Here is a 23136-nt window from a genome sequence, read left to right as displayed (position 1 = left end):
GTCGGACCCCCTGGCTAGGCTCATGCCGTGACCAGCAGCGACTCGTTGAACCCGACCCAGGCCCCCGCCGAGGGCGTCGAGGACGTGCCCGCCGACGTGCGGGCGGAGCACGCCGCGTTGGCCGAGGTGGTGCGCGGGCACCAGTTCCGCTACTACGTCCTCGACTCGCCGACGGTCAGTGACGGTGAGTTCGACGCGTTGCTCCGGGAGTTGGAGGCGCTGGAGGCGGCGCACCCCGGGCTGGCCACACCCGACTCGCCCACCCAACTCGTCGGCGGCACGTTCTCGACCGAGTTCAGGGCGGTCGACCACCTGGAGCGGATGCTCAGCCTCGACAACGTGTTCTCCGCCGACGAGTTGCAGGGCTGGTTCGACCGGGTGCGCAAGGAGGTCGGCTCCGAGGTCCACTTCCTGTGCGAGCTGAAGATCGACGGGCTGGCGATCAACCTGCTCTACGAGCACGGGCGGCTGGTGCGGGCGCTGACCCGAGGTGACGGGCGGACCGGCGAGGACGTGACGCTGAACGTCCGCACGCTGGAGAACGTGCCGGAGACGTTGACCGGCACCGACGCCTACCCGGTGCCCGCGCTGGTCGAGGTGCGCGGTGAGGTGTTCTTCGCCGTGGAGGACTTCCTGGAACTCAACGCGCGCCTGGTGGAGGCCGGCAAGCCGCCGTTCGCGAACCCGCGCAACACCGCCGCCGGGTCGTTGCGGCAGAAAGACCCGAAGGTGACCGCGTCCCGCCGGCTGCGGATGATCTGCCACGGGCTGGGCAAGCGCGAGGGATTCGAGCTGACCAGGCAGTCCGAGGCGTACGAGGCGCTGCGGGCGTGGGGGCTGCCGGTGTCCTCGCACACGCTCGTGCTGAGCACGTTCGAGGAGGTCAAGGAGCACGTCGAGCACTGGGGCGCGCACCGGCACGACGCCGTGCACGAGATCGACGGCATCGTGATCAAGGTGGACGAGGTGTCGCTGCAACGGCGTCTCGGCAGCACGTCCCGCGCGCCCCGGTGGGCGATCGCGTTCAAGTACCCGCCGGAGGAGGCGACGACGACCCTGCTGGACATCAAGGTCCAGGTCGGCCGCACCGGCCGGGTGACGCCGTACGCGGTGATGGAGCCGGTGAAGGTGGCCGGTTCCACGGTGGCGCGCGCGACCCTGCACAACGCCAGCGAGGTCAAGCGCAAGGGCGTGCTGATCGGCGACCGCATCGTCATCCGCAAAGCGGGCGACGTGATCCCCGAGGTGCTGGGTCCCGTCATCGACGCCCGCCCGGCCGATGCCTACGAGTTCGAGATGCCCCTGGCCTGCCCCGAGTGCGGCCACGCGTTGCGCCCGATGAAGGAGGGCGACGTCGACATCCGTTGCCCCAACGCGGCGGGCTGCCCGGGTCAGCTGCGCGAACGCCTGGCCTACCTGGCGGGCCGTTCGGCGCTGGACATCGAGGTGCTGGGCTTCGAGGCGGCGACGGCCCTGGTCGATTCCCCGGTGTACGGCGACGAGGGCGACCTGTTCGACCTCGATGCGGACAAACTGTCCCAGATCGACCTCTTCCGCACCAAGGACGGCGAGCTCACCGCGAACGCCGTGAAGCTGCTGGACAACCTGGAAACGGCCAAACACCGTCCACTGTGGAGAGTCCTGGTAGCCCTCTCCATCCGCCACGTAGGCCCCACCGCGGCCCGCGCACTGGCTCAGCAGTTCGGCTCCCTCGACCACATCATGTCGGCCACCGAGGAGGAACTGGCGGCCGCGGAAGGCGTCGGCCCCACCATCGCGACAGCTGTCCGCGAATGGGTCGAAACCCCATGGCGCCAAACGATCGTAACCAAATGGCAAGCCGCAGGCGTCCGCACAGCGGAGGAACGCGACACCTCGATCCCCCGCAACCTGGAGGGCCTGTCGATCGTGGTGACAGGTTCACTGGAGACGCTCTCCCGCGACGAGGCGAAGGAAGCGATCCTGTCCCGCGGCGGCAAAGCGGCCGGCTCGGTATCCAAGAAGACCGCGTTCGTAGTGGTGGGCGAGTCACCGGGCTCCAAGGCGGACAAGGCGCTACAGCTCAAGGTCCCAGTCCTGGACGAAGCAGGCTTCCGCACCCTGCTGACAGAAGGCCCCGAAGCCGCCACCAAGGTAGCCACAATCGCCGAAGACCCAGCCCCCGAAGCCGCAACACCAGACCCGGAATCCGCGACATCCGAGACCTGATCCCCACCTCCCATCCAGCCCCTGACCTGCGCTTTCCCCCACGAAGGCGGTACACGATCGAGTGATCATGCCCCGAGGACCTACAAAAAACACCGTTACCGACAACCTGAAACGTCGGTTGAAACAAAGAGGCCCGCACCAACCACCCGCCCACTCCGACCGCCTCTCCCGCCCCACCCCCTGCCAGACCCGACTACCCCGCCACGACCCACCCAGGCCGGACCGATCCGATCCGATCCGACCGCCACGACCGGCCCGGACAACGCTCCCAATAGCGTGCCTCCCAAGTGGTGTCGAACGTGTGGTCCAGGAACCGGGCGGCGAACGGGCCGGGCACGCGGATCCAGCGCTCGGGCCGCCCCGCGCCATCCGCCCTGCGCCACCCCGCCTCGCCCGCCGCCCTGCGCCACCCGCCCGCCGCGTCCTGCGCCACCCGCCCGCCGCGCCGCGTCCTGCGCCACCTCGCCGCGTCGCATGGCACCCCGTCCCGTCGCGTCGTGTCCTGCGCCGTCCCGCCGCGTCGCGCCCCCTCCCGCGCCGTGCCGTCCCGTCGCGTCGCGTCGCACCTGACCTCGCCAAGCCGTTCGACCCGCCGACCCGCCGACCCGCCGCTGTACCGGCCGGTACAGCGTTACGTCGGTCGGTAGACCGATACGTGGCTTGGGCTGCTGCCGGTGAACGGGCGGCGGTCCCAGGACTCGTAACGCTCGGCTAGTCGCAGTCCGGCTCGCTCCGCCATCAGGTCCAGCTCGCTGGGGAAGGTGTAGCGCTGGGCGTGTGGCTTCAGGCGGATGCCGTCTGCGGTGAAGATGACTTTCTGGCTGACGAAACGCTGTGCCGCCAGGTCGACGTCGTACACCTCGATTGCCGCTGATTCCGCGTCCGCCCACAGGGCCTGGACCCGTTTGCCGTTCGGGAAGCGGGACGGGTCGGGGACGTAGGTTTCGATCACGAAAGCGCCGTCCGGCTCCAGGACCTGTGCCACGTTCGTGAAGCAGTCGGCCTGCCGCCGCACGTCCACCAGGTTGAAGATCGTGTTGAACACCAGGTACACCAACGTGAAGCGGCCGGACGCGGGGACGTCGGCCATGTCGCCGATCGTCACCGGCACGTCCGCGCCGCCCGGTTTGGCCGCGAGTTTGGCCGCCATCAACTCCGATCCCTCGACCCCCTCCACGGGCACGCCGCGTGCGGCCAACGGCAGTCCCACGCGGCCGGTGCCGATGGCTAGTTCCAAGGTCCTTCCGCCGCCGGCTACCGACGCCAGGAAGTCGACTGCGGGGGTCGGGTCCAGCTCGGTTCCGGTGTCGTAGTCCTCTGCCCACACACGGCCGAAGAAGGCTGGGTCGCCGATTACGTCGTAGCTGGACGAAGATGAAGATGAAGATGAAGAGGGACTGGGCAACACTGCCTCCGTTGTCAGTCGGTCCGCCGCGTCACGCGCAGCAGGTATTCCTTGCGGTTGAGCGGGTTCTGGTCGGTCCGCTCACGAACGGGCGCCGAACCCTCAGGCGCCGAACCCCGTACCGGGGCGTAGTGCGAAAAAGACGTCTCCAACACACCCTCACCACGGGTCAGCGCGGGCAGCTTCCGCTGGAACTCGTGCACGAACGCGGCCGGGATGTCGCCCTCCACCACCGTCGTCCGCCCGCGCGCCACGGTGCTCAACAGCACCGCCCGCACCCGGGCCATCGCCGGCGTCAGCACACCGAGCACATCACTCGGCACCTCCAACCAGAACCGGTGCACGGGCGACAGCACCTCGGTCCCGGCCGAACGCAAAGCAGCAAGCAGCACCAACGGCGTCAGCAACCGGAAGTCACCCGCCGTGCTGGACATGCTCTTGTCGAACGTCCCGTGCGCGTGCGACTGCCGAGCCCAATACCCCGCGTGCGTCATCGTCACCGCGCAATCACTGACCTGCCACCCGCACAACCCCTGCCCCAACGTCTCCCGCACGGTCTCCTCGACCGCCGTGAAGAACGCCGACGGCATCGACCCCAACTCGACGCCCAGCCGGAACGTCACCCCGTCGCCCGGCTCCACCCGCAACCCCACCGTGGCGAGGAACGGGTTGTCGCCCTGCTTGATGAACTCCACCGCCGACCCGACCCCGACAGGCCGCTCCAGGCAGATGGTGGTCGTCTCGCGGAATTCCACCTCAAGCCCGTACTCGGCGGCCAACGTCGCCTGCACGACCTCCTTCTGCACCTCCCCGTACAGCGACACCCACGTCTCCACGCCGTCGTGCCGCAGGTTGATCAACGGGTCCTGCTCGGCCAGCTGCGTCAACGCCGCGTGCAACGCCCCACGATCGGAAGAACGCGACGGCACGACGACCGTCTCCAACGTCGGCGGCGCGAACCGGTGCTCGCGGGAGGAAGGCGGAACGCCGATCGCGTCACCGATCCGGACGTCCTCCAGCCCCCACAGCTTCGCCACCTGACCCGCGCGAACAGCGCCACAGCGCACCGCGGCCCCCTGGGCGAACACGCTGATCGCGGTGACCTTCTCCTCGTCACGAACCTGAACCCGGTCACGCACCCGCACCGTCCCGGAGAACATCCGCACGAACGCGATCCGCTCACCGGCCGGCCCGCGCTCCACCTTGAACACCGACCCGGACACGGGCCCGTCGGCATCACCGGACGACGCGGGCAGGAACGCCGCCACACCCGCCACCAACTCCGGCACGCCCGCGCCCGTGATGGCCGAACCGAAGTACACCGGGTGCACCGCGCACCGCCGCGTCTGCGCCGCCACCACCGGACCGGGATACGGCAACGCCCGACCCTCGACGTAAGCGGCCAACACCGCGTCGTCGTGCTCGGCCAACACCTCGACCGTGCCGTCCCCGAAGCCCGGCACGACGGAAGCCGCACGGGTTCCGGCGTCACACACCCGGCCCATCGCGACCACGGAAGGAGTCAGGAAAGCGGCGATATCGCGCAGCACGGACGAAGGCCGCGCCCCGCCCCGGTCGATCTTGTTCACGAAGACCAGCGTCGGGATGCGCAACCGCCGCAACGCCCGCATCAGCACGCGGGTCTGCGCCTGCACGCCCTCGACGGCCGACACCACCAGCACCGCGCCGTCGAGCACGCTGAGGACCCGTTCCACCTCGGCGATGAAGTCCGGGTGGCCGGGTGTGTCGATCAGGTTGACGGAAGTGCCGCCCACGTCGAACGACACCACCGCGGCCTTGATGGTGATGCCGCGCTGTCGTTCCAGGGCCAGCGAGTCGGTCTGGGTGCTGCCGTCGTCGACGCTGCCGACCTCGTCGATGACACCGGCGGCGTGGAGCAGCCGCTCGGTCAGGCTCGTCTTACCGGCGTCGACGTGCGCCAGGATTCCCAGGTTCAGTGTGCGTACCAAGCGTCATGTCCTCTTCGAGACAGGCGATTACGACCTTCTGGAAGGACATGACAGCTCGCACGGGCTTTCTCCTCGCTCGACCGGTGGGACGCCAAGCACCAAAGCAGCCGGCAGGGAGGCCCGGCAACCGATTAACGCGGCCTAACGCGGGGACGTCACGTTCGGGAAGCGCGCCACCCACCGCTTCTGCCAGGGCGTTTCCACCGCGTGCCGGTTGTAGTGGGCCCGCGTCCACGCCACCGCTTCACCCGAAGGAACGCCCGCCAGCACGGCGAGGCACGCGATCACCGTCCCGGTCCGCCCGACACCGCCGCCGCACGCCACCTCGACCCGTTCACCGGCCACGGCCCGCGCGTGCAGGTCCAGGATCAGCGTCACGGCCCGCTCCGGGGACTTGGGCAGCCGGAAGTCGGGCCACTCGACCCACTCGTGCGGCCACGGCAGGCCGTCCACGCGTGCCAGCACCGCCCGCCGCATCCGCGGCGAACCCAGGTAGAGCCCGTAGTCAGGGGTCCCGTCGGGAGTCGGTTTGCGCAGGCCCCGACCGCGCACGAGAGCACCGTCGGGCAGTTCGATCGCACCGGGAAGGCTCATGCCGACATCATCGCGCCCCGCAGTCTTGCGGGCGGAAAGGGTTCACCGAAGGAGAATCCGGCCCGCAACGGCCCCAAACCTTGATCGAACCCTTCCGGCGCAGTTGTCTTCGACGACAATCGGGGAGGTTCAGCGAGGGTGGAGGGGGACCAGATGGCCGACATCGTGGTGAGGCCCGCTAGGGAAGACGAGTGGCCGGCGGCGGGGGCGATCACCGTGGCCGCTTACCAGGCCGACCGCCACATAGACAGCCACACCGGCGGGTACGCGGACACGCTCGCCGATGCACGCACCCGCGCCAACCAGGCGGAGCTGCTGGTGGCGGTGGACGTGGAGAACACCGTGCTGGGCACCGTCACGGTGGTCCGGCCGGGCACCCCGTACGCGGAGGTCAGCCGGGACGGCGAGGTCGAGTTCCGGATGCTCGCGGTGAGCCCGTCCGCCCGCGGCCGCGGTGTCGGCGAGGCGTTGGTGCGTGCGGCGATCGTGCGGGCGCGGGAACTCGGTGCACGTCGGCTGGTGATGAGCAGTTCCGAGCACATGACCACGGCGCACCGGCTCTACCGGCGGCTGGGTTTCCGCCGGCTGCCCGAACGCGACTGGCACCCGGTGCCGGGCGCGGACGTGACCGCGCTCGGGTTCAGCCTCGAACTCGCATGATCTCGTCGCGCAGCGACCGGTCCCGCGACGCCCGGTCGTAGAGCAGCTCCACCAGCGTCGCGTGGTCCAGTTCGGCGAGCCGGACGCGCAGCTCCTCGTCCTCCGCGTCCGGCGGCGGCACGGTGAGGCCGCGCTCCAGCAGCACCAGGCCGACCGCGACGCAGTGCTTGCAGAAGAAACCCTGCGACCCGTACGGGCACGAGCAGTCGCCCGCCAGGTGGGTGTCCTCCCACTCCAACGTCACCCGGTACTCGGCCGCGCCGGTCACGACGGCCTCCACGTGCCGGGAGCGCACGGTCAGCTCGACCACGGCGTCCCGGTAGGTCAGCCCGCGCCAGTACGACTTGGCGCCCGCGTGGTGGCGCAGCAGGGCTGAGGTCAGCGTCGGCATGGCGGTATCCAACACCTTGTGGTTCGGTGGGTTTCGTGCTCCAGGCTTGTCTGAACGGTGCCCGCGAGCCGGGCAGTCACCCTAGTGTGCCGATCACCCCGCAGCAGCTGGCGGCTGCCGCCGCGGAGTGCGCCGAGCTGGGCGTCACGTCGTTCCACCTGCACCCGCGTGACGTGGTGGGCCTGGAGGTGCTGGCCGGTCCGGAGGTCGCCACCGCGGTCGCCGTGGTGCGGGCCGCTTTGCCGCACGTGGAGATCGGCGTTACGACGGCCGCGTGGATCGTGCCGGACCCGGTCCGGCGGGCCGAACTGGTGCGCGGGTGGGCGGGCCTGGCCGCCGGACGTCCAGACTTCGCCTCGGTCAACGTGCACGAGGACGGTTGGCTCGACACCGCCGCCGCGTTGCGCGACGCGGGCATCGGCATCGAGCTGGGCGTGTTCCACGGGCAGGCGGCGCGGACCCTGTTGGACGCCGGTGTGCCGGAGGGCACGATCCGGGTGCTGGCCGAGGTGCGGCCGGGGGAGACGACGGGCCACGCCGAACGGCTGCTCGACCTGCTCGCGCCGCTCGGCGTCCCGATCCTGCTGCACGGTGAGGATGACAGCGCGTGGCCGATCCTCGACTACGCGTTGTCACACGGGCTCGACACCCGCATCGGCCTGGAGGACACGCTCACCGCCCGTGACGGCACGCGTGCTCTCGACAACGCGCAGCTCGTGAAGCTGGCCGGCTGAAGAAAAGCGCTGGTAGCGCGGGTGTCGGCGTGGTTTCGTTGACCGCATGGTGTCCACTGACCGGCTGCTGGCCTTCGCGGCCATGTCGTTCCTGCTGATCGTGATCCCCGGGCCGAGCGTGCTGTTCGTGGTGGGGCGGGCGTTGGCGCAGGGCAAGCGGGCCGCGCTGATCACGGTGCTGGGTAACACGCTCGGGGCCTACGCGGCCGTCGTGGCTGTCGCGGTCGGCGTGGGGGCGATCGTGGAGCGTTCGGCGATCGTGTTCACGACCCTGAAACTCGTCGGCGCCGCGTACCTGGTGTACCTCGGGGTGAAGGCGGTGCGGCAGCGCGGGGCGTTGCACGCCTCGTTCAACGGCGGCGGTCCGGCGCACGGCGGCCTGCGCACGTTGTGGGAGGGCTTCGCCGTCGGCGTGGCCAACCCCAAGACCATTGTCTTCTTCGCCGCCGTGCTGCCCCAGTTCGTGGACCGGGCCCAGGGCCACGTGGTGGCTCAGATGCTGCTGCTGGGTCTCATCTTCAACATCATCGCCTTGGCCTCCGACAGCGTGTGGGGCCTGGTCGCCGCCACCGCGCGTGACTGGTTCGCCCGCTCCCCGCGCCGCCTGGCCCTGGTCGGTGGCTTCGGCGGCCTGACCATGATCGGCCTCGGCGTGACCATCGCCACCACCGGCCGCAAGGACTAACCGCAGGTCACCCGGCGTGTCCAACGTTCCGGTCGCGCGTGTCCAACGTTCAGAACACCCGAGTTGAACGCTCAGAACAGGGGCTGACGACCTGAGCGTTCAACTCGGGGTACCGGAACGTTGGACACGCGCGTTCTGGAGGTTGGACACGCGCGTTCTGGAGGTTGGACACGCGCGTTCTGGAGGTTGGACACGCGCGTTCTGGAGGTTGGACACGCGCGTTCTGGAGGTTGGACACGCGGGGGTGCGGGTTAGTCGGGGAGGACTACGGAGACGATGCCGGCCAGGTGGGCCAGGCGGGCTACCTCGGCGGCGCGGAACATGGGGCCGCCTGGGCGGCCGACCAGGAGGACGCGGTCGGGTTTGCCGAGGGGGGTGGCGGCCAGTTCGGTGCCCAGTTCCTGCCACGTTGCGGGGACCCACTCGTCCTCGCCGTCCAGGACGGTCGCCCGTGCCAGGGGCATCCACGGGGGTGTTTCGAGTTTTGTCTCGGGTGCGGCGGACGACGAGGTGAGGCGGTGCACGGTGTTGCCGTCCCAGGACACCACCACCGCCCAGCCGGCCCGGATGATCTTCGGCACGCCCTCGGTGAACACCGCCAGACCGTGCTTGGGCTCCTCGGCGACCTCTTCCACCAGCTCCAGCTCACGGTGGGTGTCCAGCACACCCGCGTACGGCCGGACCGCGTCCACCTCGACGCCGTCGATGGACTCCGCGGCGGTGATCAGCACGTCGGGCAGCCGCCCGGAGGGCAGTTCGACCACCAGGTCGTCGATGGCGACGCCCCCACCGCGCTCCACCACGTCCACGCTCAGTATGTCGGCCCCGATGGCGCCGAGAGCGGATGCGACGGCGCCCAGTGTGCCGGGACGGTCCGGGAGTTGGACCCGGATCAGGAAGGACACTGTGCACGCCTCCAAGGCTGTGGGTGGAACATCGGGTCGAACTCGCCGGTCGGTGATTCTCGCAGACGCAGCTTCGCTTTCCGACCCACCAGGCGCGTTGCACACCGGTAAAATCGCGCACCCACGCGCGCGAGCGCGGGCAACCCGGTCGAGGGCCAGCCTGACCAGCCAATAGACTCGGCAGGTCCAAAATACGAAAATCCGACCCACGGGGGTTGACGAGGTGCCCAGCATCTCCCGCGACGAGGTCGCGCATCTGGCCCGCCTGGCGAGGCTCGCCGTCACCGACGACGAGCTGGACCTGTTCGCCGGCCAGTTGGACGTGATCCTGCAGTCGGTGGCCACGGTGGGCGATATCGCCACCGCGGACATCCCGCCCACTTCGCACGCCGTTCCGCTGACCAACGTGTTCCGCGAGGACGTGGTGCGTCCCAGCCTCGGTCAGCAGCAGGCGCTCGCGGGCGCCCCCGCCGCCGAGGACGGCCGCTTCCGCGTGCCCCGCATCCTGGGAGAGGAAGCATGAGCGATCTCATCCGCAGCACGGCCGCCGAACTGGCCGCCAGGATCGCGAGCCGCGAGGTGTCCGCGGTCGAGGTCACGCAGGCCCACCTCGACCGGATCGGCGAGGTCGACGGCGCGGTCAACGCGTTCCTGCACGTCGACACCGAGGGCGCCCTCAAGGCGGCCCGCGAGGTGGACGACGACATCGCCGCCGGCGCCCACGTCGGTCCGCTGGCCGGCGTGCCGATCGCGCTCAAGGACGTGCTCACCACCGAGGGCGTGCCGACCACGGTCGGCTCGAAGATCCTCGAAGGCTGGGTGCCGCCCTACGACGCCACGGTCACCCGCAGGCTCAAGGAAGCCGGCGTGGTGATCCTCGGCAAGACCAACATGGACGAGTTCGCGATGGGCTCCTCCACCGAGAACTCCGCCTACGGCCCGACCCGCAACCCGTGGGACCTGGACCGCATCCCCGGCGGCTCGGGCGGTGGCTCGGCGGCGGCGCTGGCCGCGTTCGAGGCGCCGCTGTCGATCGGCACGGACACCGGCGGCTCGATCCGCCAGCCCGGCGCGGTCACCGGCACGGTCGGCGTGAAGCCCACCTACGGCGGTGTCTCCCGGTACGGGCTGGTGGCGTTCTCGTCGTCGCTGGACCAGGCCGGGCCGTGCGCCCGGACCGTGCTGGACGCGGCCCTGCTGCACGAGGTCATCGCCGGGTACGACCCGATGGACTCCACTTCGATCAACGCGCCCGTCCCGCCCGTGGTGGCGGCGGCCCGCGAGGGCGCGAACGGCGACCTGTCCGGCGTGCGCGTCGGCGTGGTGACGCAGTTCAGCGGCGAGGGCTACCAGCCGGGCGTGCTGCGCAGCTTCGAGGCGGCCGTGGCGCAGCTCAAGCAGTTGGGCGCGGAGATCGTCGAGGTCTCGTGCCCGAGCTTCGACTACGCGCTGCCCGCGTACTACCTGATCGCGCCCAGTGAGGCCTCGTCCAACCTGGCCCGCTTCGACGCGATGCGCTACGGCATCCGGGTCGGCGACGACAGCACCCGCAGCGCCGAGGAGGTCATGTCGCTGACCCGTGAGGCCGGCTTCGGCCCCGAGGTGAAGCGGCGCATCATGATCGGCACGTACGCGCTGTCGTCGGGCTACTACGACGCGTACTACGGCTCGGCGCAGAAGGTGCGCACGCTGATCAGCCGCGACTTCGAGGCCGCGTTTGCGACCGTGGACGTGCTGGTCTCGCCGACCACGCCGACCACCGCGTTCCGGATCGGCGAGCGCACCGGTGACCCGTTGGCCATGTACAAGGCCGACCTGTGCACGATCCCGGCGAACCTGGCCGGCAACGCCGCCATGAGCCTCCCGAGCGGATTGTCCGATGAGGACGGTCTGCCGGTCGGCCTGCAGCTGATGGCGCCGGCGTTGCAGGACCACCGGATGTACCGGGTGGCGGCGGCGTACGAGGTCGCGCGCGACGCGGCCGCGGGCGCGCCGCTGATCCAGGGCGTGCCGCAGTTGGCGGGTGCTGCCCGATGAAGAGGGCACGCGGGATTCTCGCGCTGGTCGGCGCCGCGGGTGCGGCCACCAGCGCGTTCTCCACGTTGAAGTCGGCTCGTGGCAAGAACGACAAGCTCGCCCTGGTCAACGCCGCGGCGAGCATCCTGGTGGCGATCACCGGCGCGGCGCTGGCCGTGCGGGGTCTGCGGAAGGACGGGAAGGCATGACGTCGGTGTACGAGCTGATGGACTACGCCGAGGTCATCGAGCGCTTCGACCCGGTGCTGGGGTTGGAGGTGCACGTCGAGCTGCACACCAACACCAAGATGTTCTGCGGCTGCGCGAACGTCTTCGGCGGCGAGCCGAACACGCAGGTCTGCCCGACCTGCCTGGGCATGCCCGGCGCGCTGCCCACGCTCAACGGCAAGGCGGTGGAGTCGGCGATCCGGATCGGGTTGGCGCTCAACTGCGAGATCGCGGAGTGGTGCCGGTTCGCCCGGAAGAACTACTTCTACCCGGACATGCCGAAGAACTTCCAGACCTCGCAGTACGACGAGCCGATCGCGTTCAACGGCTTCCTGGACGTCACGCTGGACGACGGCTCGCTGTTCCGGGTCGAGATCGAGCGCGCGCACATGGAGGAGGACACCGGCAAGTCGCTGCACGTCGGCGGCTCGGACGGCCGCATCCACGGCGCGGAGCACTCGCTGCTGGACTACAACCGCGCGGGCGTGCCGCTGATCGAGATCGTCACCAAGCCGATCGAGGGCACCGGCGAGCGGGCGCCCGAGGTGGCGCGCGCCTACGTCACGGCGTTGCGCGACCTGTTGAAGGCGCTCGACGTGTCGGACGTCCGGATGGACCAGGGTTCGCTGCGCTGCGACGCGAACGTGTCGCTGATGGCCAAGGACGCGACCGAGTTCGGCACCCGCACCGAGACGAAGAACGTCAACTCGCTGCGCAGCGTCGAGCGGGCCGTGCGGTTCGAGATGACCCGCCAGGCGGCGATCCTGGTGGCGGGCGGCAAGATCACCCAGGAGACCCGGCACTTCGACGAGTCCACGGGCAGCACTTCGCCGGGTCGCACCAAGGAGACCGCGGAGGACTACCGGTACTTCCCGGAGCCCGACCTGACGCCCATCGCGCCGTCGCGCGAGTGGGTCGAGGAGCTGCGCGGGACGCTGCCGGAGCTGCCGTGGGAGCGCCGCAAGCGGGTGCAGGACGAGTGGTCGCTGACCGACGCGGAGCTGCGCGACCTGGTCAACGCCGGTGCGGTGGACCTGGTGGCGGCCACGGTGGACGCGGGCGCGACGCCCGCCGAGGCCCGGTCGTGGTGGGTGGCCTACCTGACCAAGGAGGCCAACAACCGCGGCGTCGAACTGTCGGAGCTGGCCATCACGCCGGCCCAGATCGCCACGGTGATCGGGCTGGTGAACTCCGGTGAGCTGACCAACAAGCTCGCGCGCGAGGTCGTCACCGGCGTGCTGGAGGGCGAGGGCGAGCCCGAGGCGGTCATCGAGGCGCGCGGGCTCAAGGTCGTCTCGGACGACTCGGCGCTGGAGAAGGCGGTGGACGAGGCGCTGGCCGCGCAGCCCGATGTGGCGGCGAAGATCCGCGACGGCAAGGTCGCGGCGGCCGGTGCGATCGTCGGCGCGGTGATGAAGGCGACGAAGGGTCAGGCGGACGCGAAGCGCGTGCGTGAGCTGATCATCGCCCGCTGCTCGTAGCGGGTGGTTCGACGGTGGGGCAGGGCTCGTTCGCGGGCCCTGCCCCACTGCTGTTCTCCGGCCGGAGACCCCCGGTGATTCCAGGTTGGACGGACCCGGTGGAGTCGCCCTATTGCGGCCGCTGGATGCCTCCAACCTGTTAACGCATTCGCCCATTCGAGTGGTAACGCCACCCGAAGTGCTGCTTCGGTGCTGGTCAGCGAGGCTCAAGATCGGCATGGTGATTGCGCTTAGTAAATTTTCCCCTCATGGCTGCGTCCATCTGTGTCACGCTTGTCCACGTTCGGCAGGGCCGGGGGGCCACCGAATGATCAATCAGACGCAGATGACCCCTGTCACAGGGGTTCGTTGTAGGGGAGGACAACGTCATGACTTCTACCGACCCGAAGCTCGTCGCCGAGATCGACGCCATCGAGGACGAGATCGTCGACGTGGCGACCGACACCGTGACCGAGCCGGTGGACGGCGGGGGCGAGGAGCCCACGGGCGGCCCCTACAAGCCGACCGACGACCCGCTGGTCAAGCCGATGGGCGGCCCGTACAAGCCGACCGGTGATCCGTTGGTGAAGCCGATGGGCGGCCCGTACAAGCCCACGGGTGACCCGGAGACCAACGGTGGCCCGTACAAGCCCACCACGGACGAGCCGGCCGCCGCCACGCAGACCCGGTAATTACCGGATACGTGACATCGCAGTGACGTTGCGCGAATGCTGCCGGCCGCTTGGCCGGCAGCATTCGTGTGCTGCCTGTGATCTCATATGAATGTGCCTGCGCAACCACCCGATCGCGGACCACGCGGGACGCGCGGCTCCTCCGGACCGGATCACGCGGTCAAACTGGCCCGGCAGTTGCACCGGAGCGCGTTGGACGCGGCCACCGCCGACCGCCACCCGTCCGCCATCCGCCAGATGCGCAAGGGCCTGGCGCTGCTGGAGACCCCGGGAATCGACCCCCAGGAACGGCTTGAGGTCCGCGTCCGGCTGCTCAACACCCTGGCCTTCTGCCTCGCCGAGACCGGCAAGGTGGACGACGGCCTCACCCAGCTCGCCGGCGTCGACCAGGAACTCGCGGGCCTGCGCGACGAGGCGTTGAAAGCGCACCTGTCCACCCGGGTCAACCTCCAACGCGCCGCGCTGCTGTGCCGGGTCGGCCGCATCGACGAGGGCATCGCCCAGCTGGACCGCGAGATCGACCGCAGCGAACGGCGCCTCGCCGCGCACCCCGACCCCGAGGCCGTCGACATGCTGGCCCTCGCCCTGTCCAACCGGGGCAACGCGCACGGTGAGGTGCACCGCCACGACAAGGCCGTCCGCGACCTGAACCGCGCCGTCGAACTGGCCGACGCGCACGACCTGCCGTTGCGCGCCGCGATCGCCAAGCACGCCCTCGGCAACGCGGTGCAGCGCGCCGGTGACATCCCGGTCGCCCTGCGCCACTACCACGAGGCCAACCGGGCGTTCCAAGAACTCGAACCCGGCCTGCTGCTGCGCCTGCGCATCGACCAGGCCGAGGCGATGATCAGCGTCGGACTGGCCGACGAGGCGGGCCGGCTGCTGGACGAGGTGCTGCCGGAACTGCGCCGCCAGCGCATCGGGCAGGACGTCGCCGAGGCCGAGCTGTTCCGCGCGGCGGCGGCGTTGCAGGACGGCGATCTCGTGCTGGCCAAGCGGATGGCGAACTCCGCGCAGCGCAAGCTGGTCCGGCGCGGCAGCCCGGCGTGGGCGGCGGTGGCGGGGCTGATCACGTTGCGCGTGGACGCGTTGCGGACCGACGCGTCACGGCGTCCGGTCGCGAAGGTGGTGGCGGCGGCGATCGCGCTGTCCGCCGAGCTGGCCGGGTTGAAGCTGTCCGACCAGGCCGCGTTCGCGCTGGTGTTGGCGGCCCGGTTGGAGATCCGCCGGGGCTCCCCGGAGCGGGGCGCCGAGCTGCTGCGCAGCGTGCCCAAGTCGCGCCGGATCGCGCCCATCGACCACCGGATGCTGCTGCGGCTGTGCCGGGCGGAGCTGGCGCTGGCCCGCGGCAACCAGCGGGTGGCGTTGGCGCAGGCGAAGGCGGGTTTGGCCGAGCTGGGCCGGATGCGGGACCGGCTGGGCGGGCTGGAACTGGTGTCCGGCACCGCCGTGCACGGCCGTGAGCTGGGCGAACTCGCCGTGCGGCTGGTGCTGGAGGGCCGTGACTCGGCGGCCAACGCCAAGCGCCTGTTCACCTGGCTGGAGCGCACCAGGGCCCAGCTGTACCGGTACGACCCGGCGGAATCCACCGTGGACTCCGAGCTCGGTGAGCGCATCACCGAGGTGCGCCGGCTCAGCCGCGCCCTGCTGCGCGCACGCCTCGACGGCCTGCCGACCGCCAAGCTGGAAGTGCGGCTCAAGGCGAGCCAGCGCGCCGCCACCCGGATGGGGTGGAGCGCCAGCCCGTGGGGCACGCCGCGCCCGGTCGTCACGCCGGACGACGTGCTGGCCCGGCTGGGCGGGCGGGCGATGGTGAGCTTCGCGGTGTCCGACGACGAGCTGATCGCCGTGGTGCTGGCCGACGAACGGGTGCGCATGGTGCGCCTCGGGTCGGCCGCCGCCGTCACGGAGGGCGCGCGCCGGCTGCACGCCGACCTCAACGCGCTCGCCCCCGACCACCTCCAGCCGCCGCTGGTGGCGGTCATCTCGGCGTCCGCGCGCCGTGAGGCGGAGAAGCTGGACCGGCTGCTGCTGCGCCCGCTGGCGCCGATGATCGGCGACCGGGAACTGGTCGTCGTGCCGACGGGCGCGCTGTACGTGGTGCCGTGGGGCGTGCTGCCGACGTGCGCGAACCGGCCGACGACGGCCGTCCCGTCGGCCACCGCCTGGGTGTCGGCGATCCGCGAGGACCGTGAGGCGGCCAACGGGGTGCTGCTGGTGCGCGGTCCCGGGTTGCAGGCGGCGCAGGGCGAGATCGACCGGCTCGCGGGCTACCACGGTGACGCGAAGCTGCTCGGCGTCGTCGAGGCCAAGGTCAGCGCGGTGCTGGAGGCGTTGGACGGCGTGGAGCTGGCGCACATCGCCGCGCACGGCGAGCACGAGCCGGAGAACGCGCTGTTCTCGCGGCTGGAGCTGGCGGACGGCGCGTTGTTCGCGCACGAGGTCGGCCGGGTCCGCCGCCCGCCGCACCAGGTCGTGCTGGCCGCGTGCGAGTTGGCGCTCAACCGCGTGCGACCCGGTGACGAACCGCTGGGGTTCGCCGGTGCGCTGCTGGCGAGCGGCGCGCGGACCGTGATCGCCGCGTCCAGCCGGGTCGGTGACGAGCCGTCGGCGGCGGCGATGGCCGACTTCCACCGCAACCTCGCCGGCGGCGCGTCGCCCGCGGTCGCGTTGGCCGACGCGGTGTCCTTGGACCCGTTGCGTCGCCCGTTCGTGTGTCTTGGCTCTGGTTAACACGGCTGACCAGCCTTTCGCACGGTTGACCGCGATCACCCGCACCCGCTAGTCAGGGTGGAGGAGTTCTTCGGCGATCGATCGGAGGGGGCCCGGTGCGTTCGTTGTTGCTCACGGTGCTGCTGCTGGCCACGATGACCACACCCGCGACCGCCGCGCCCGCGGTCGGCCGGGCCGAAGAGCCGGGCAACGGCCCGGAGCGCAACCACGTCGCCGCCGTCGACCCACCGCTGCACGCCACCGCGCGCGGCGACAACTGGCCCGACGCCAGCCCCGGCTACCCGCGCCGCACCGACCTGCGCGTCTACCCCGAGGACCCGTCCGACCGGACGATCAAGCTCGGCCTCGCGCCGTACCACTCGCTCGCGCCGCGCCTCAACGACCTCCAGCGCCGCAGCGACCGGGTGTCCGTCGAGGTCGTCGGCCAGTCGGCCACGGGACGTGATCTCTACCTGGTGACTCTCACCGCCCCCGAGAGCCCGGTGGAGACCAGGAAGCAGGAGGCGTGGCGCGACAAGATCGAGAACAACCCCGTCGCCGCCGCCCGCGACGTCTTCCTCCGCAGCGCTTACAAAGCGCCGGTGTGGATCAACGCCAACATCCACGGCGACGAGTGGGAGGGCACCGACGGCGCGCTCCGCGTGATCGAAGATCTCGCCTTCGGAACCGACAGGTTCACATCGGAATTCCTGCGACGTAACCGTGTCTACGTGAACCTCACGGCGAACCCGGACGGGCGGGTGGCCGGGACGCGGGCCAACGCGCGCGGGTTCGACCTGAACCGCGATTTCGTCACCTCGTCGCAGCCGGAGTCGCGGGCGATGCGGGACGTGGTCAAGCGCATCCAGCCGCTGCTCATGCTCGACGAGCACGGGTACGTGGCGAACACGCTGATCGAGCCGACCACCCCGCCGCACGGCCAGAACTACGACTTCGACCTCTACATCAAGCACGGGTACGCGGGTGGCCTGCACATGGAGGACGCCGTGCAGGACCTCGGCCACCCGGAGGCGGCCACACCGGAGATCCCGTTCCGCGACTACGAGCCGGGCGTGTGGGACGGCTGGGCGCCGATCTACACCGCCCAGTACTCGATGTACCACGGCGCGGTGTCCTACACGATCGAGATCCCCATGCGGGTCAACCGGGGCGACTACACGACACAGCCGGTGGAGGAACTGCGGCGGCGTTCGGCGATCAACACCGACGTGGTCGAGGCGACGATCCGCAGCGCGCTCACGTACGTGAAGGACCACCGGACTTCGATGGTGGACAACCAGATCGAGATGTTCCGGCGCGGCCTGGCGGGGGAGCCGCAGCGGTTGGTGCCGGACGGTTTCGTGCCGGGGTTCGGCCCGGAAGACCGCTACACCACGGAGTTCCCGCGCGCCTACGTCATCCCGGTCGGTGCCGGCCAGCGCTCCGGTCCGGCCGCGGCGCGGTTGGTCGACCACCTGGTGGCGCACGACGTGCGGGTGAAGCGGGCCGACCGCCCGTTCCGGCTGGGCGGTCAGGTGTACGCGGCGGGGTCGTACGTGGTGGACATGCACCAGCCGAAACGGGCTCTGGCCAACGTGATGCTGGAGGCGGGGCGGGACATCTCGGAGAACGTGCCGGTCATGTACGACATCAGCGGCTGGAGCCACCGGCTGCTGTGGGGTGCGTCGGTGGACGTCGTGCGCGACGGGCGGGTGGACGTGTTCGGGCGTGACGTGGCGGCGGCGGCGTCGCCGACCGGTTCGGTGCCGGCGGCCGAGGGCGGTGACCTGGCGTTGGTGTTGGCCGACGGCAAGGACGCGGCGGCGGTGAACGACCTGCTGGAGCGTGGGCTGGAGCTGCGTCGGCAGGACGACGGCACGATCGTGGTGCCCGCGTCGGCACGGTCGGCGGCGGAGGAGGTGTCGGACCGGTACGGGGTCAAGTTCACCTCGGCAGGGCCGGGCGGGGTGCCGTTGCGGCGTCCGGTGGTGGCCGGCGCGGTCGCGGCGGACGAGCTGAAGGCGTTGCGGGACATGGGTTTCGACGTGCGGCCGGTGTCCACGGCGGTGGTGGACGCCGGGTTCGACCTGTCCGGGGTGGACGTGCTGTTCGTGTCGTCGGGGTTGCGGTACGACCAGCTGAACGCCCCGGGCAAGGCTGCGGTGGACGCGTTCCTGGCGCGCGGTGGCGTGGTGACGCGCGGTGCGACGGGTGCGCGGTTCAACGCCGACGCCGGAGTGCTGCCGGTTCGGGCGGTCGCCGGGCGGGAGGACGCGAACGGCGTCGTGTCGGTGGTGGACGAGGCCGGTGGCGTCAGCCACTCGTTCGTGTACGCACCGTACTGGTTCACCGACCTCGGGCCGGGGGTGAGCGCACGGCAGCGGTACCAGGACCTGGTCGCCGGGCACTGGACCGTCCGCGCCGACGGGTCGGGCGGCCAGGACCAGGCGGCCGGTCAGGCAGCGGTCGTGGCCGGCACGTCACCGCGCGGCGCCAGGGCGGTCCTGTTCGGCACCGAACCCCTGTTCCGCGACCACCCGAAGGGCTTGTACTGGCAGGTGGCCGACGCGATCTACCGCACCGCGGGCCAGGGCGGAACCGCCGCGCCCTGAGCCCGCACCCGGAAGCTCAGTCCCTGCCGCCGCCCGGGCCGTCCGGGGGACGCACGATGATCACCACGCGGTCGTCGCTGGAGATCGGCGTGCCGCCCGCGTTCTTGTTCACCGTGCCGACCAGCGCGGTCGTGTCGTCCAGCATCACCATCGGGCCGAGGCGGCCGAAGCCGTCCTCGCCTTCCAGGCTCACCTCGGGCTTGCCGGTGAAGCTGCCGTCCGGGTTCATCGGCAAGGCCAGCGTGCCGGGGGTGTTGCCGGTCGCCAGCCACACCACGTTCGACAACGACGCGCAGCCACCGATCCCCGGCCGCTCCGGCCACGACCACGCCGGGACGCCCAGCGGCTTGCCGGCCTCGACCCGGTAGAGCAGGTCGGCCGACGCGCCCGCGTCGGTCACCCAGGTCTTCGTGCCGTCGCCGGACACGCACAGTCCGCCGGGCGACTTCAGGCCGCCGGCCAGCACCCGCGACCCCGCCGTGGGGTTGCCGGGCGCGGGCTGTCCGTTGCCGTCGATCCGCAGCACCTTCCCGGCCAGCGAGTTCGGGTCGGCCGCCGACGCCGGGTCGCCCGCGTCACCGGTCGCCACCAGCAACGCCCCGGTGCGGTCGTAGGCCAGCACGCCGCGGTTGCCGGACGGGCCCTTCGGGATGCCGGTCAGCACCGGCTTGGGCACGTCACCGGGCGCGAGTCGCATCACCCGGTTGTCGGTCGCGGTCGTCAGGTACACGTAGACCAGCTGGTCCTCGGGGTAGGTCGGCGACAGCGTGAGTCCGCTGAGCCCGCCGTCGGTGGACGCGTCCACCTCGAACTTCGCCACCTCGACCGGGTCGACGTCCTTGGTCAGCCTGAGCAGCCGCCCGGTGGTGCGCTCGGTGGCCAACGCCGTCACCGCGCCGGTCGTCTGGTTCACGTCCGTCATCGCCACCCCGGACACCGGGTTCAGGCAGGTCCCGACCACGGCCGGGTTGAAGTCCTTGCAGCCCTGCGGCGGCGGCACGGGGGTCGGCGGCGGGCCGGGCTCTTGGCCCTGGGCCGGTCCCTTCGGCAGCTCGCCAGGCAGTTCGGGCACCGGCCCGGCCTGCGGCGTCAGCTGCTGGGCCGCGCTCCACCCACCCGGTCCCGGCTGCTCGGGAAAGCTCGCGCAGCCCGCGGCCAGCAGGCCGAGGACCGACCCGATCAGCACTCCACGCAGTCGCGACACGAACCCCAGGTTAGGCGCGCGGCCGTGAACGCGAGGTGAGCGGCCCTTCGACGTCCTCGTCCACGGCCCGGCGCACGGCGTCGGCCCGGTCGAGCAGCAGTTCCAGCTCCTCCACCACCACCTGCGGGTCCTCCAACGGCAGCAAGTGCGTGTTCGGCAGCATCCGCACCCTGGCCTGCGGCAACCCGGAGACCGGGCCGACCACGCCGTCCGGGGACGCCAGGAGGTCGTACCGCCCGGCGAGCACCGTTGTGGGGCACGTCACGCCGGTCAGGTCCAGCCGGGGCGCGCGGCCCAGGGCCAGCGCCAGCGTGAAGTACCAGCGCCAGTCGTGCTTGAGGTACCGCTTCAGCGACCCGGTCAACGGCCCGCCGACGTCCGGCACCGGCACCCGGTGCAGCACCGCGTCCAGCAGCGGCCCGGCCGCCTTCAACGCCGTCGCGCCGGACACCCCGATCAGCCGCCGCAGCTCCACCGGCACGCCCGGCAGCCCGAGCACGCTTGCGAACGTGTCGCCCGGCGCGCCCGCCACCAGCATCAGGCCGCTGACCCGGTCCGGGTACCGCAACGCCAGCTCCGCGGCCACCGTCACGCCCATCGACCAGCCCATCACCACGCACCGCTCGACCTCGCCGTCGTCCAGCACGGCCAGCGCATCGGCGACGTGGTCGTCCAACTCGATGCGGCGCGGGTCGGCGGGCCGGTCGGACTCCATGGTGCCGCGGTGGTACCAGCTGTGCACCCGCGCCGACGACAGCTCCGGCCACACTTCCGGCACCACACCGAGGCCGGGGCTCAGGAGCACGTCCGGCCCGTCGGCGTCGGTGCGCCACAACCTGATCCGCGTGCCGTCCGCGGAGAAGACGTCGTGCTCCCGCATGGCGGCAAGTGTGCCGTAACGTGCGAACCCGTGAGTCTCACCGTTCTGGTCCCCGATGAACTCGGCATCCGCGTGCTGTCCGACGTGGAGGGGGTGCGGCCCGTCCGCTACGAGCCGGGGCAGCCGCTGCCGGCCGAGGCCGCTCAGGCGGAAGTGCTGGTACCGAAGTTCCTCCAGGGCGCCGACCCGCGTGACGTGTTCGCGCAGCTGCCGTCCTTGAAGCTGGTGCAGCTGCTGTCGGCGGGTGCCGAGCGGTTCGTCGGAGTCGTACCTGATGGTGTGATGCTGTCCACGTGCCGGGGCGCGCACGGCGGCAGCACGGCGGAGTGGGCGATCGGCGCGTTGCTCGCCATCTACCGCGACTTCCCGGTGTTCGAGCGGGCCCGTCAGGAGCGGCGCTGGGACTACCACATCACGGAGACGTTGCAGGACAAGAAGGTGCTCGTGGTCGGCGCGGGCGACCTCGGCGAGCAGTTCCGGCGTCGGCTGGAGCCGTTCGACGCGACCGCGACCATGGTCGGCCGCACCGCTCGACCCGGTGTGCACGGCGTGGACGAGCTGCCCGACCTGCTGGGCGGTTTCGACGCGGTGCTGGTCGTGGTGCCGCTGACCGAGGAGACCACCGGCATGGTGGACGCGAAGTTCCTCTCCCGGATGAAGGACGGCGCGATCCTGATCAACGCGGCGCGCGGCGCGGTGGTCGACACGAACGCGTTGCTGGCCGAGCTGACGTCCGGACGGCTGCGCGCGGCGCTGGACGTGACCGAGCCCGAACCGCTGCCGTCGGACCATCCACTGTGGACGGCACCGGGCCTGTTCCTCACGCCGCACACGGCCGGCAGCTGCACCGGGCACGCCGAGCGCGCGTACGCCGTGGCGGCCGCCGAGGTCGCCCGATTCGCCCGCGGTGAGCTCCCGGCGAACCTGGTCAAGGGCGAATACTAGGCCATTCGGGCGAATATGTACGACTGAACGGACGCTCGCGGTCGTCGTCCGAACCTCCTAACGTGCGGGTGCGTGGCTACTCACGACGACCGCTCAAGGGCTTCGAGCGGCTACTCCGACGACGGGTTCTACTCCACGAGTGGCGTGGGCGGAGGAGTGCACCACTTCGACGACGGCACCCGGACGATCAACAGCAGCGCGTTCGACAAGGACACGCAGAGCTTCGACTCGACCGGGTACACGCCGGTCGCGAGCCTGGACGAGAACAAACCGGCCCACTACGACGCCTTCGAGGACGAGCGCAAGCCGTTCCGCTGGAGCGCCAGTGCCGACATCGGCCTGATGGTGCTGCGGCTGGCGTTGGGCGGCGCGTTCGTCATGCACGGCCTGCAGAAGGTGTTCGGCCTGTTCGGCGGGCCGGGCATCGACGGGTTCGCCCAGCACCTCCAGTCGGCAGGGTTCCGGGAGTCGCGGATCCTGGCGTGGGTCACCGGCGTGACCGAACTGGGCGGCGGCGCCCTGCTGATCCTCGGGTTGTTCACGCCCCTCGCGGCGGCCGGCGTGCTCGGCGTGATGGCCAACGTCATCGCGCTGAAGTACCGGGGCGGGTTCTTCGCACCCAACGGCGTCGAGATGGAGGCCGTCTACGCCGCGATGGCGTTCGCGGTCCTGTTCGCCGGCCCCGGTCGAGCCGCCATCGACTACAACCGCAGCTGGTTCCGTCACCCGCTGATGGCCGGCTTCATCTGCCTCATCGTCGCCGCCGGTGCCACCGCCGCCACTCTCTACGTCTTCCGGTGAACTGTGTTGGATTGCGCCGCCTCCGGCGTCGCGAA

21 protein-coding genes are annotated in these 23136 nt (G+C 70.9%); 14 read left to right on the top strand and 7 right to left on the bottom strand.

All coding sequences use genetic code 11. The features are described 5' to 3' along the window. Nucleotides 1-27 precede the first annotated feature (27 nt). Complete coding sequence (gene ligA, locus ALI22I_RS32870; protein ID WP_077009463.1) at nt 28-2208, top strand: NAD-dependent DNA ligase LigA; 2181 nt, start codon at nt 28-30, stop codon at nt 2206-2208. Nucleotides 2209-2507: 299 nt separating this feature from the next. After that, the gene (locus tag ALI22I_RS49820) at nt 2508-2855 is read left to right on the top strand and encodes a hypothetical protein (RefSeq protein WP_143532559.1); all 348 of its coding nucleotides are present in this window, start codon (nt 2508-2510) and stop codon (nt 2853-2855) included. Here the strand turns inward: ALI22I_RS49820 and ALI22I_RS32860 are convergent. The 3 genes from ALI22I_RS32860 to ALI22I_RS32850 form a co-directional block, all read right to left on the bottom strand. Then, nucleotides 2840-3535: a class I SAM-dependent DNA methyltransferase gene (locus tag ALI22I_RS32860; protein WP_238598707.1), complete on the bottom strand. Its 696-nt coding sequence runs from the start codon at nt 3533-3535 to the stop codon at nt 2840-2842. The genes ALI22I_RS49820 and ALI22I_RS32860 overlap by 16 nt on opposite strands. 92 nt (nt 3536-3627) lie before the next feature. Continuing rightward, nucleotides 3628-5583 carry an elongation factor G gene (locus ALI22I_RS32855; RefSeq protein WP_143532558.1) on the bottom strand — a complete coding sequence of 652 codons (1956 nt, stop codon included), beginning with the start codon at nt 5581-5583 and terminating at the stop codon, nt 3628-3630. Between the two features lie 141 nt (nt 5584-5724). Further along, nucleotides 5725-6177: a protein-tyrosine phosphatase family protein gene (locus tag ALI22I_RS32850; protein WP_077009461.1), complete on the bottom strand. Its 453-nt coding sequence runs from the start codon at nt 6175-6177 to the stop codon at nt 5725-5727. A 153-nt stretch (nt 6178-6330) separates the two neighbouring features. Between ALI22I_RS32850 and ALI22I_RS32845 the strand changes: the two genes are divergently transcribed. After that, nucleotides 6331-6837 carry a GNAT family N-acetyltransferase gene (locus ALI22I_RS32845; protein WP_077010095.1) on the top strand — a complete coding sequence of 169 codons (507 nt, stop codon included), beginning with the start codon at nt 6331-6333 and terminating at the stop codon, nt 6835-6837. On the opposite strand, the gene ALI22I_RS32840 is transcribed toward ALI22I_RS32845, so the two are convergent. Next, the gene (locus ALI22I_RS32840) at nt 6818-7228 is read right to left on the bottom strand and encodes an SWIM zinc finger family protein (protein ID WP_077009460.1); all 411 of its coding nucleotides are present in this window, start codon (nt 7226-7228) and stop codon (nt 6818-6820) included. The two genes, ALI22I_RS32845 and ALI22I_RS32840, sit on opposite strands and share 20 nt — an antisense overlap. A gap of 26 nt (nt 7229-7254) precedes the next feature. Here ALI22I_RS32840 and ALI22I_RS32835 point away from each other — a divergent pair, with 26 nt between their 5' ends. Both ALI22I_RS32835 and ALI22I_RS32830 read left to right on the top strand, forming a co-directional pair. Next, entirely contained in the window at nt 7255-7962 is a 708-nt protein-coding gene (locus ALI22I_RS32835; protein ID WP_338013524.1) for a 3-keto-5-aminohexanoate cleavage protein, read from the top strand. Nucleotides 7963-8008: 46 nt separating this feature from the next. Further along, nucleotides 8009-8647: a LysE family translocator gene (locus ALI22I_RS32830; RefSeq protein WP_077009459.1), complete on the top strand. Its 639-nt coding sequence runs from the start codon at nt 8009-8011 to the stop codon at nt 8645-8647. Nucleotides 8648-8898: 251 nt separating this feature from the next. Here the strand turns inward: ALI22I_RS32830 and ALI22I_RS32825 are convergent, their stop codons facing one another. Continuing rightward, nucleotides 8899-9552, bottom strand: coding sequence for an amino acid-binding protein (locus ALI22I_RS32825; protein WP_077009458.1), 654 nt, complete (start codon nt 9550-9552; stop codon nt 8899-8901). Between the two features lie 223 nt (nt 9553-9775). Here ALI22I_RS32825 and gatC point away from each other — a divergent pair, with 223 nt between their 5' ends. From gatC to ALI22I_RS32790, 7 genes are all read left to right on the top strand, one after another. Beyond that, entirely contained in the window at nt 9776-10075 is a 300-nt protein-coding gene (gene gatC / locus ALI22I_RS32820) for an Asp-tRNA(Asn)/Glu-tRNA(Gln) amidotransferase subunit GatC (protein WP_015104569.1), read from the top strand. Continuing rightward, nucleotides 10072-11589: an Asp-tRNA(Asn)/Glu-tRNA(Gln) amidotransferase subunit GatA gene (gatA, locus tag ALI22I_RS32815; RefSeq protein WP_077009457.1), complete on the top strand. Its 1518-nt coding sequence runs from the start codon at nt 10072-10074 to the stop codon at nt 11587-11589. The genes gatC and gatA overlap by 4 nt, the downstream gene beginning before the upstream one ends. After that, nucleotides 11586-11777, top strand: coding sequence for a hypothetical protein (locus ALI22I_RS32810; protein ID WP_077009456.1), 192 nt, complete (start codon nt 11586-11588; stop codon nt 11775-11777). The genes gatA and ALI22I_RS32810 overlap by 4 nt, the downstream gene beginning before the upstream one ends. Continuing rightward, on the top strand, nt 11774-13276 hold the full coding sequence (gatB, locus tag ALI22I_RS32805; RefSeq protein ID WP_077009455.1) for an Asp-tRNA(Asn)/Glu-tRNA(Gln) amidotransferase subunit GatB: 1503 nt from the start codon (nt 11774-11776) through the stop codon (nt 13274-13276). Before ALI22I_RS32810 ends, gatB begins: the two co-directional genes overlap by 4 nt. 368 nt (nt 13277-13644) lie before the next feature. After that, complete coding sequence (locus ALI22I_RS51410; protein ID WP_077009454.1) at nt 13645-13947, top strand: hypothetical protein; 303 nt, start codon at nt 13645-13647, stop codon at nt 13945-13947. Between the two features lie 177 nt (nt 13948-14124). Then, complete coding sequence (locus ALI22I_RS32795; protein ID WP_338013523.1) at nt 14125-16680, top strand: CHAT domain-containing protein; 2556 nt, start codon at nt 14125-14127, stop codon at nt 16678-16680. 95 nt (nt 16681-16775) lie between these two features. Then, on the top strand, nt 16776-19271 hold the full coding sequence (locus tag ALI22I_RS32790; protein ID WP_238598705.1) for a M14 family zinc carboxypeptidase: 2496 nt from the start codon (nt 16776-16778) through the stop codon (nt 19269-19271). Nucleotides 19272-19287: 16 nt separating this feature from the next. Here the strand turns inward: ALI22I_RS32790 and ALI22I_RS32785 are convergent, their stop codons facing one another. Together ALI22I_RS32785 and ALI22I_RS32780 are read right to left on the bottom strand one after the other, a co-directional pair. Continuing rightward, nucleotides 19288-20475 (bottom strand): PQQ-dependent sugar dehydrogenase, encoded by a 1188-nt coding sequence (locus tag ALI22I_RS32785; RefSeq protein WP_077009453.1) that lies wholly within the window; start codon nt 20473-20475, stop codon nt 19288-19290. A 10-nt stretch (nt 20476-20485) separates the two neighbouring features. Then, nucleotides 20486-21355, bottom strand: a complete 870-nt coding sequence (locus tag ALI22I_RS32780; protein WP_077009452.1) for an alpha/beta fold hydrolase — start codon at nt 21353-21355, stop codon at nt 20486-20488. Nucleotides 21356-21385: 30 nt separating this feature from the next. On the opposite strand from ALI22I_RS32780, the gene ALI22I_RS32775 reads away from it, so the two are divergent. Beyond that, entirely contained in the window at nt 21386-22300 is a 915-nt protein-coding gene (locus ALI22I_RS32775; protein WP_077009451.1) for a 2-hydroxyacid dehydrogenase, read from the top strand. A gap of 72 nt (nt 22301-22372) precedes the next feature. Next, entirely contained in the window at nt 22373-23101 is a 729-nt protein-coding gene (locus tag ALI22I_RS51405; RefSeq protein WP_077009450.1) for a DoxX family protein, read from the top strand. The last annotated feature ends 35 nt before the right edge of the window (nt 23102-23136 follow it).

Source organism: Saccharothrix sp. ALI-22-I (assembly GCF_001984175.1).
In the GTDB taxonomy this organism is placed as follows: Bacteria; Actinomycetota; Actinomycetes; order Mycobacteriales; family Pseudonocardiaceae; genus Actinosynnema.
Note: the sequence above shows the minus strand (reverse complement) of the source record. Positions and strands in the feature narration are given on the sequence as shown.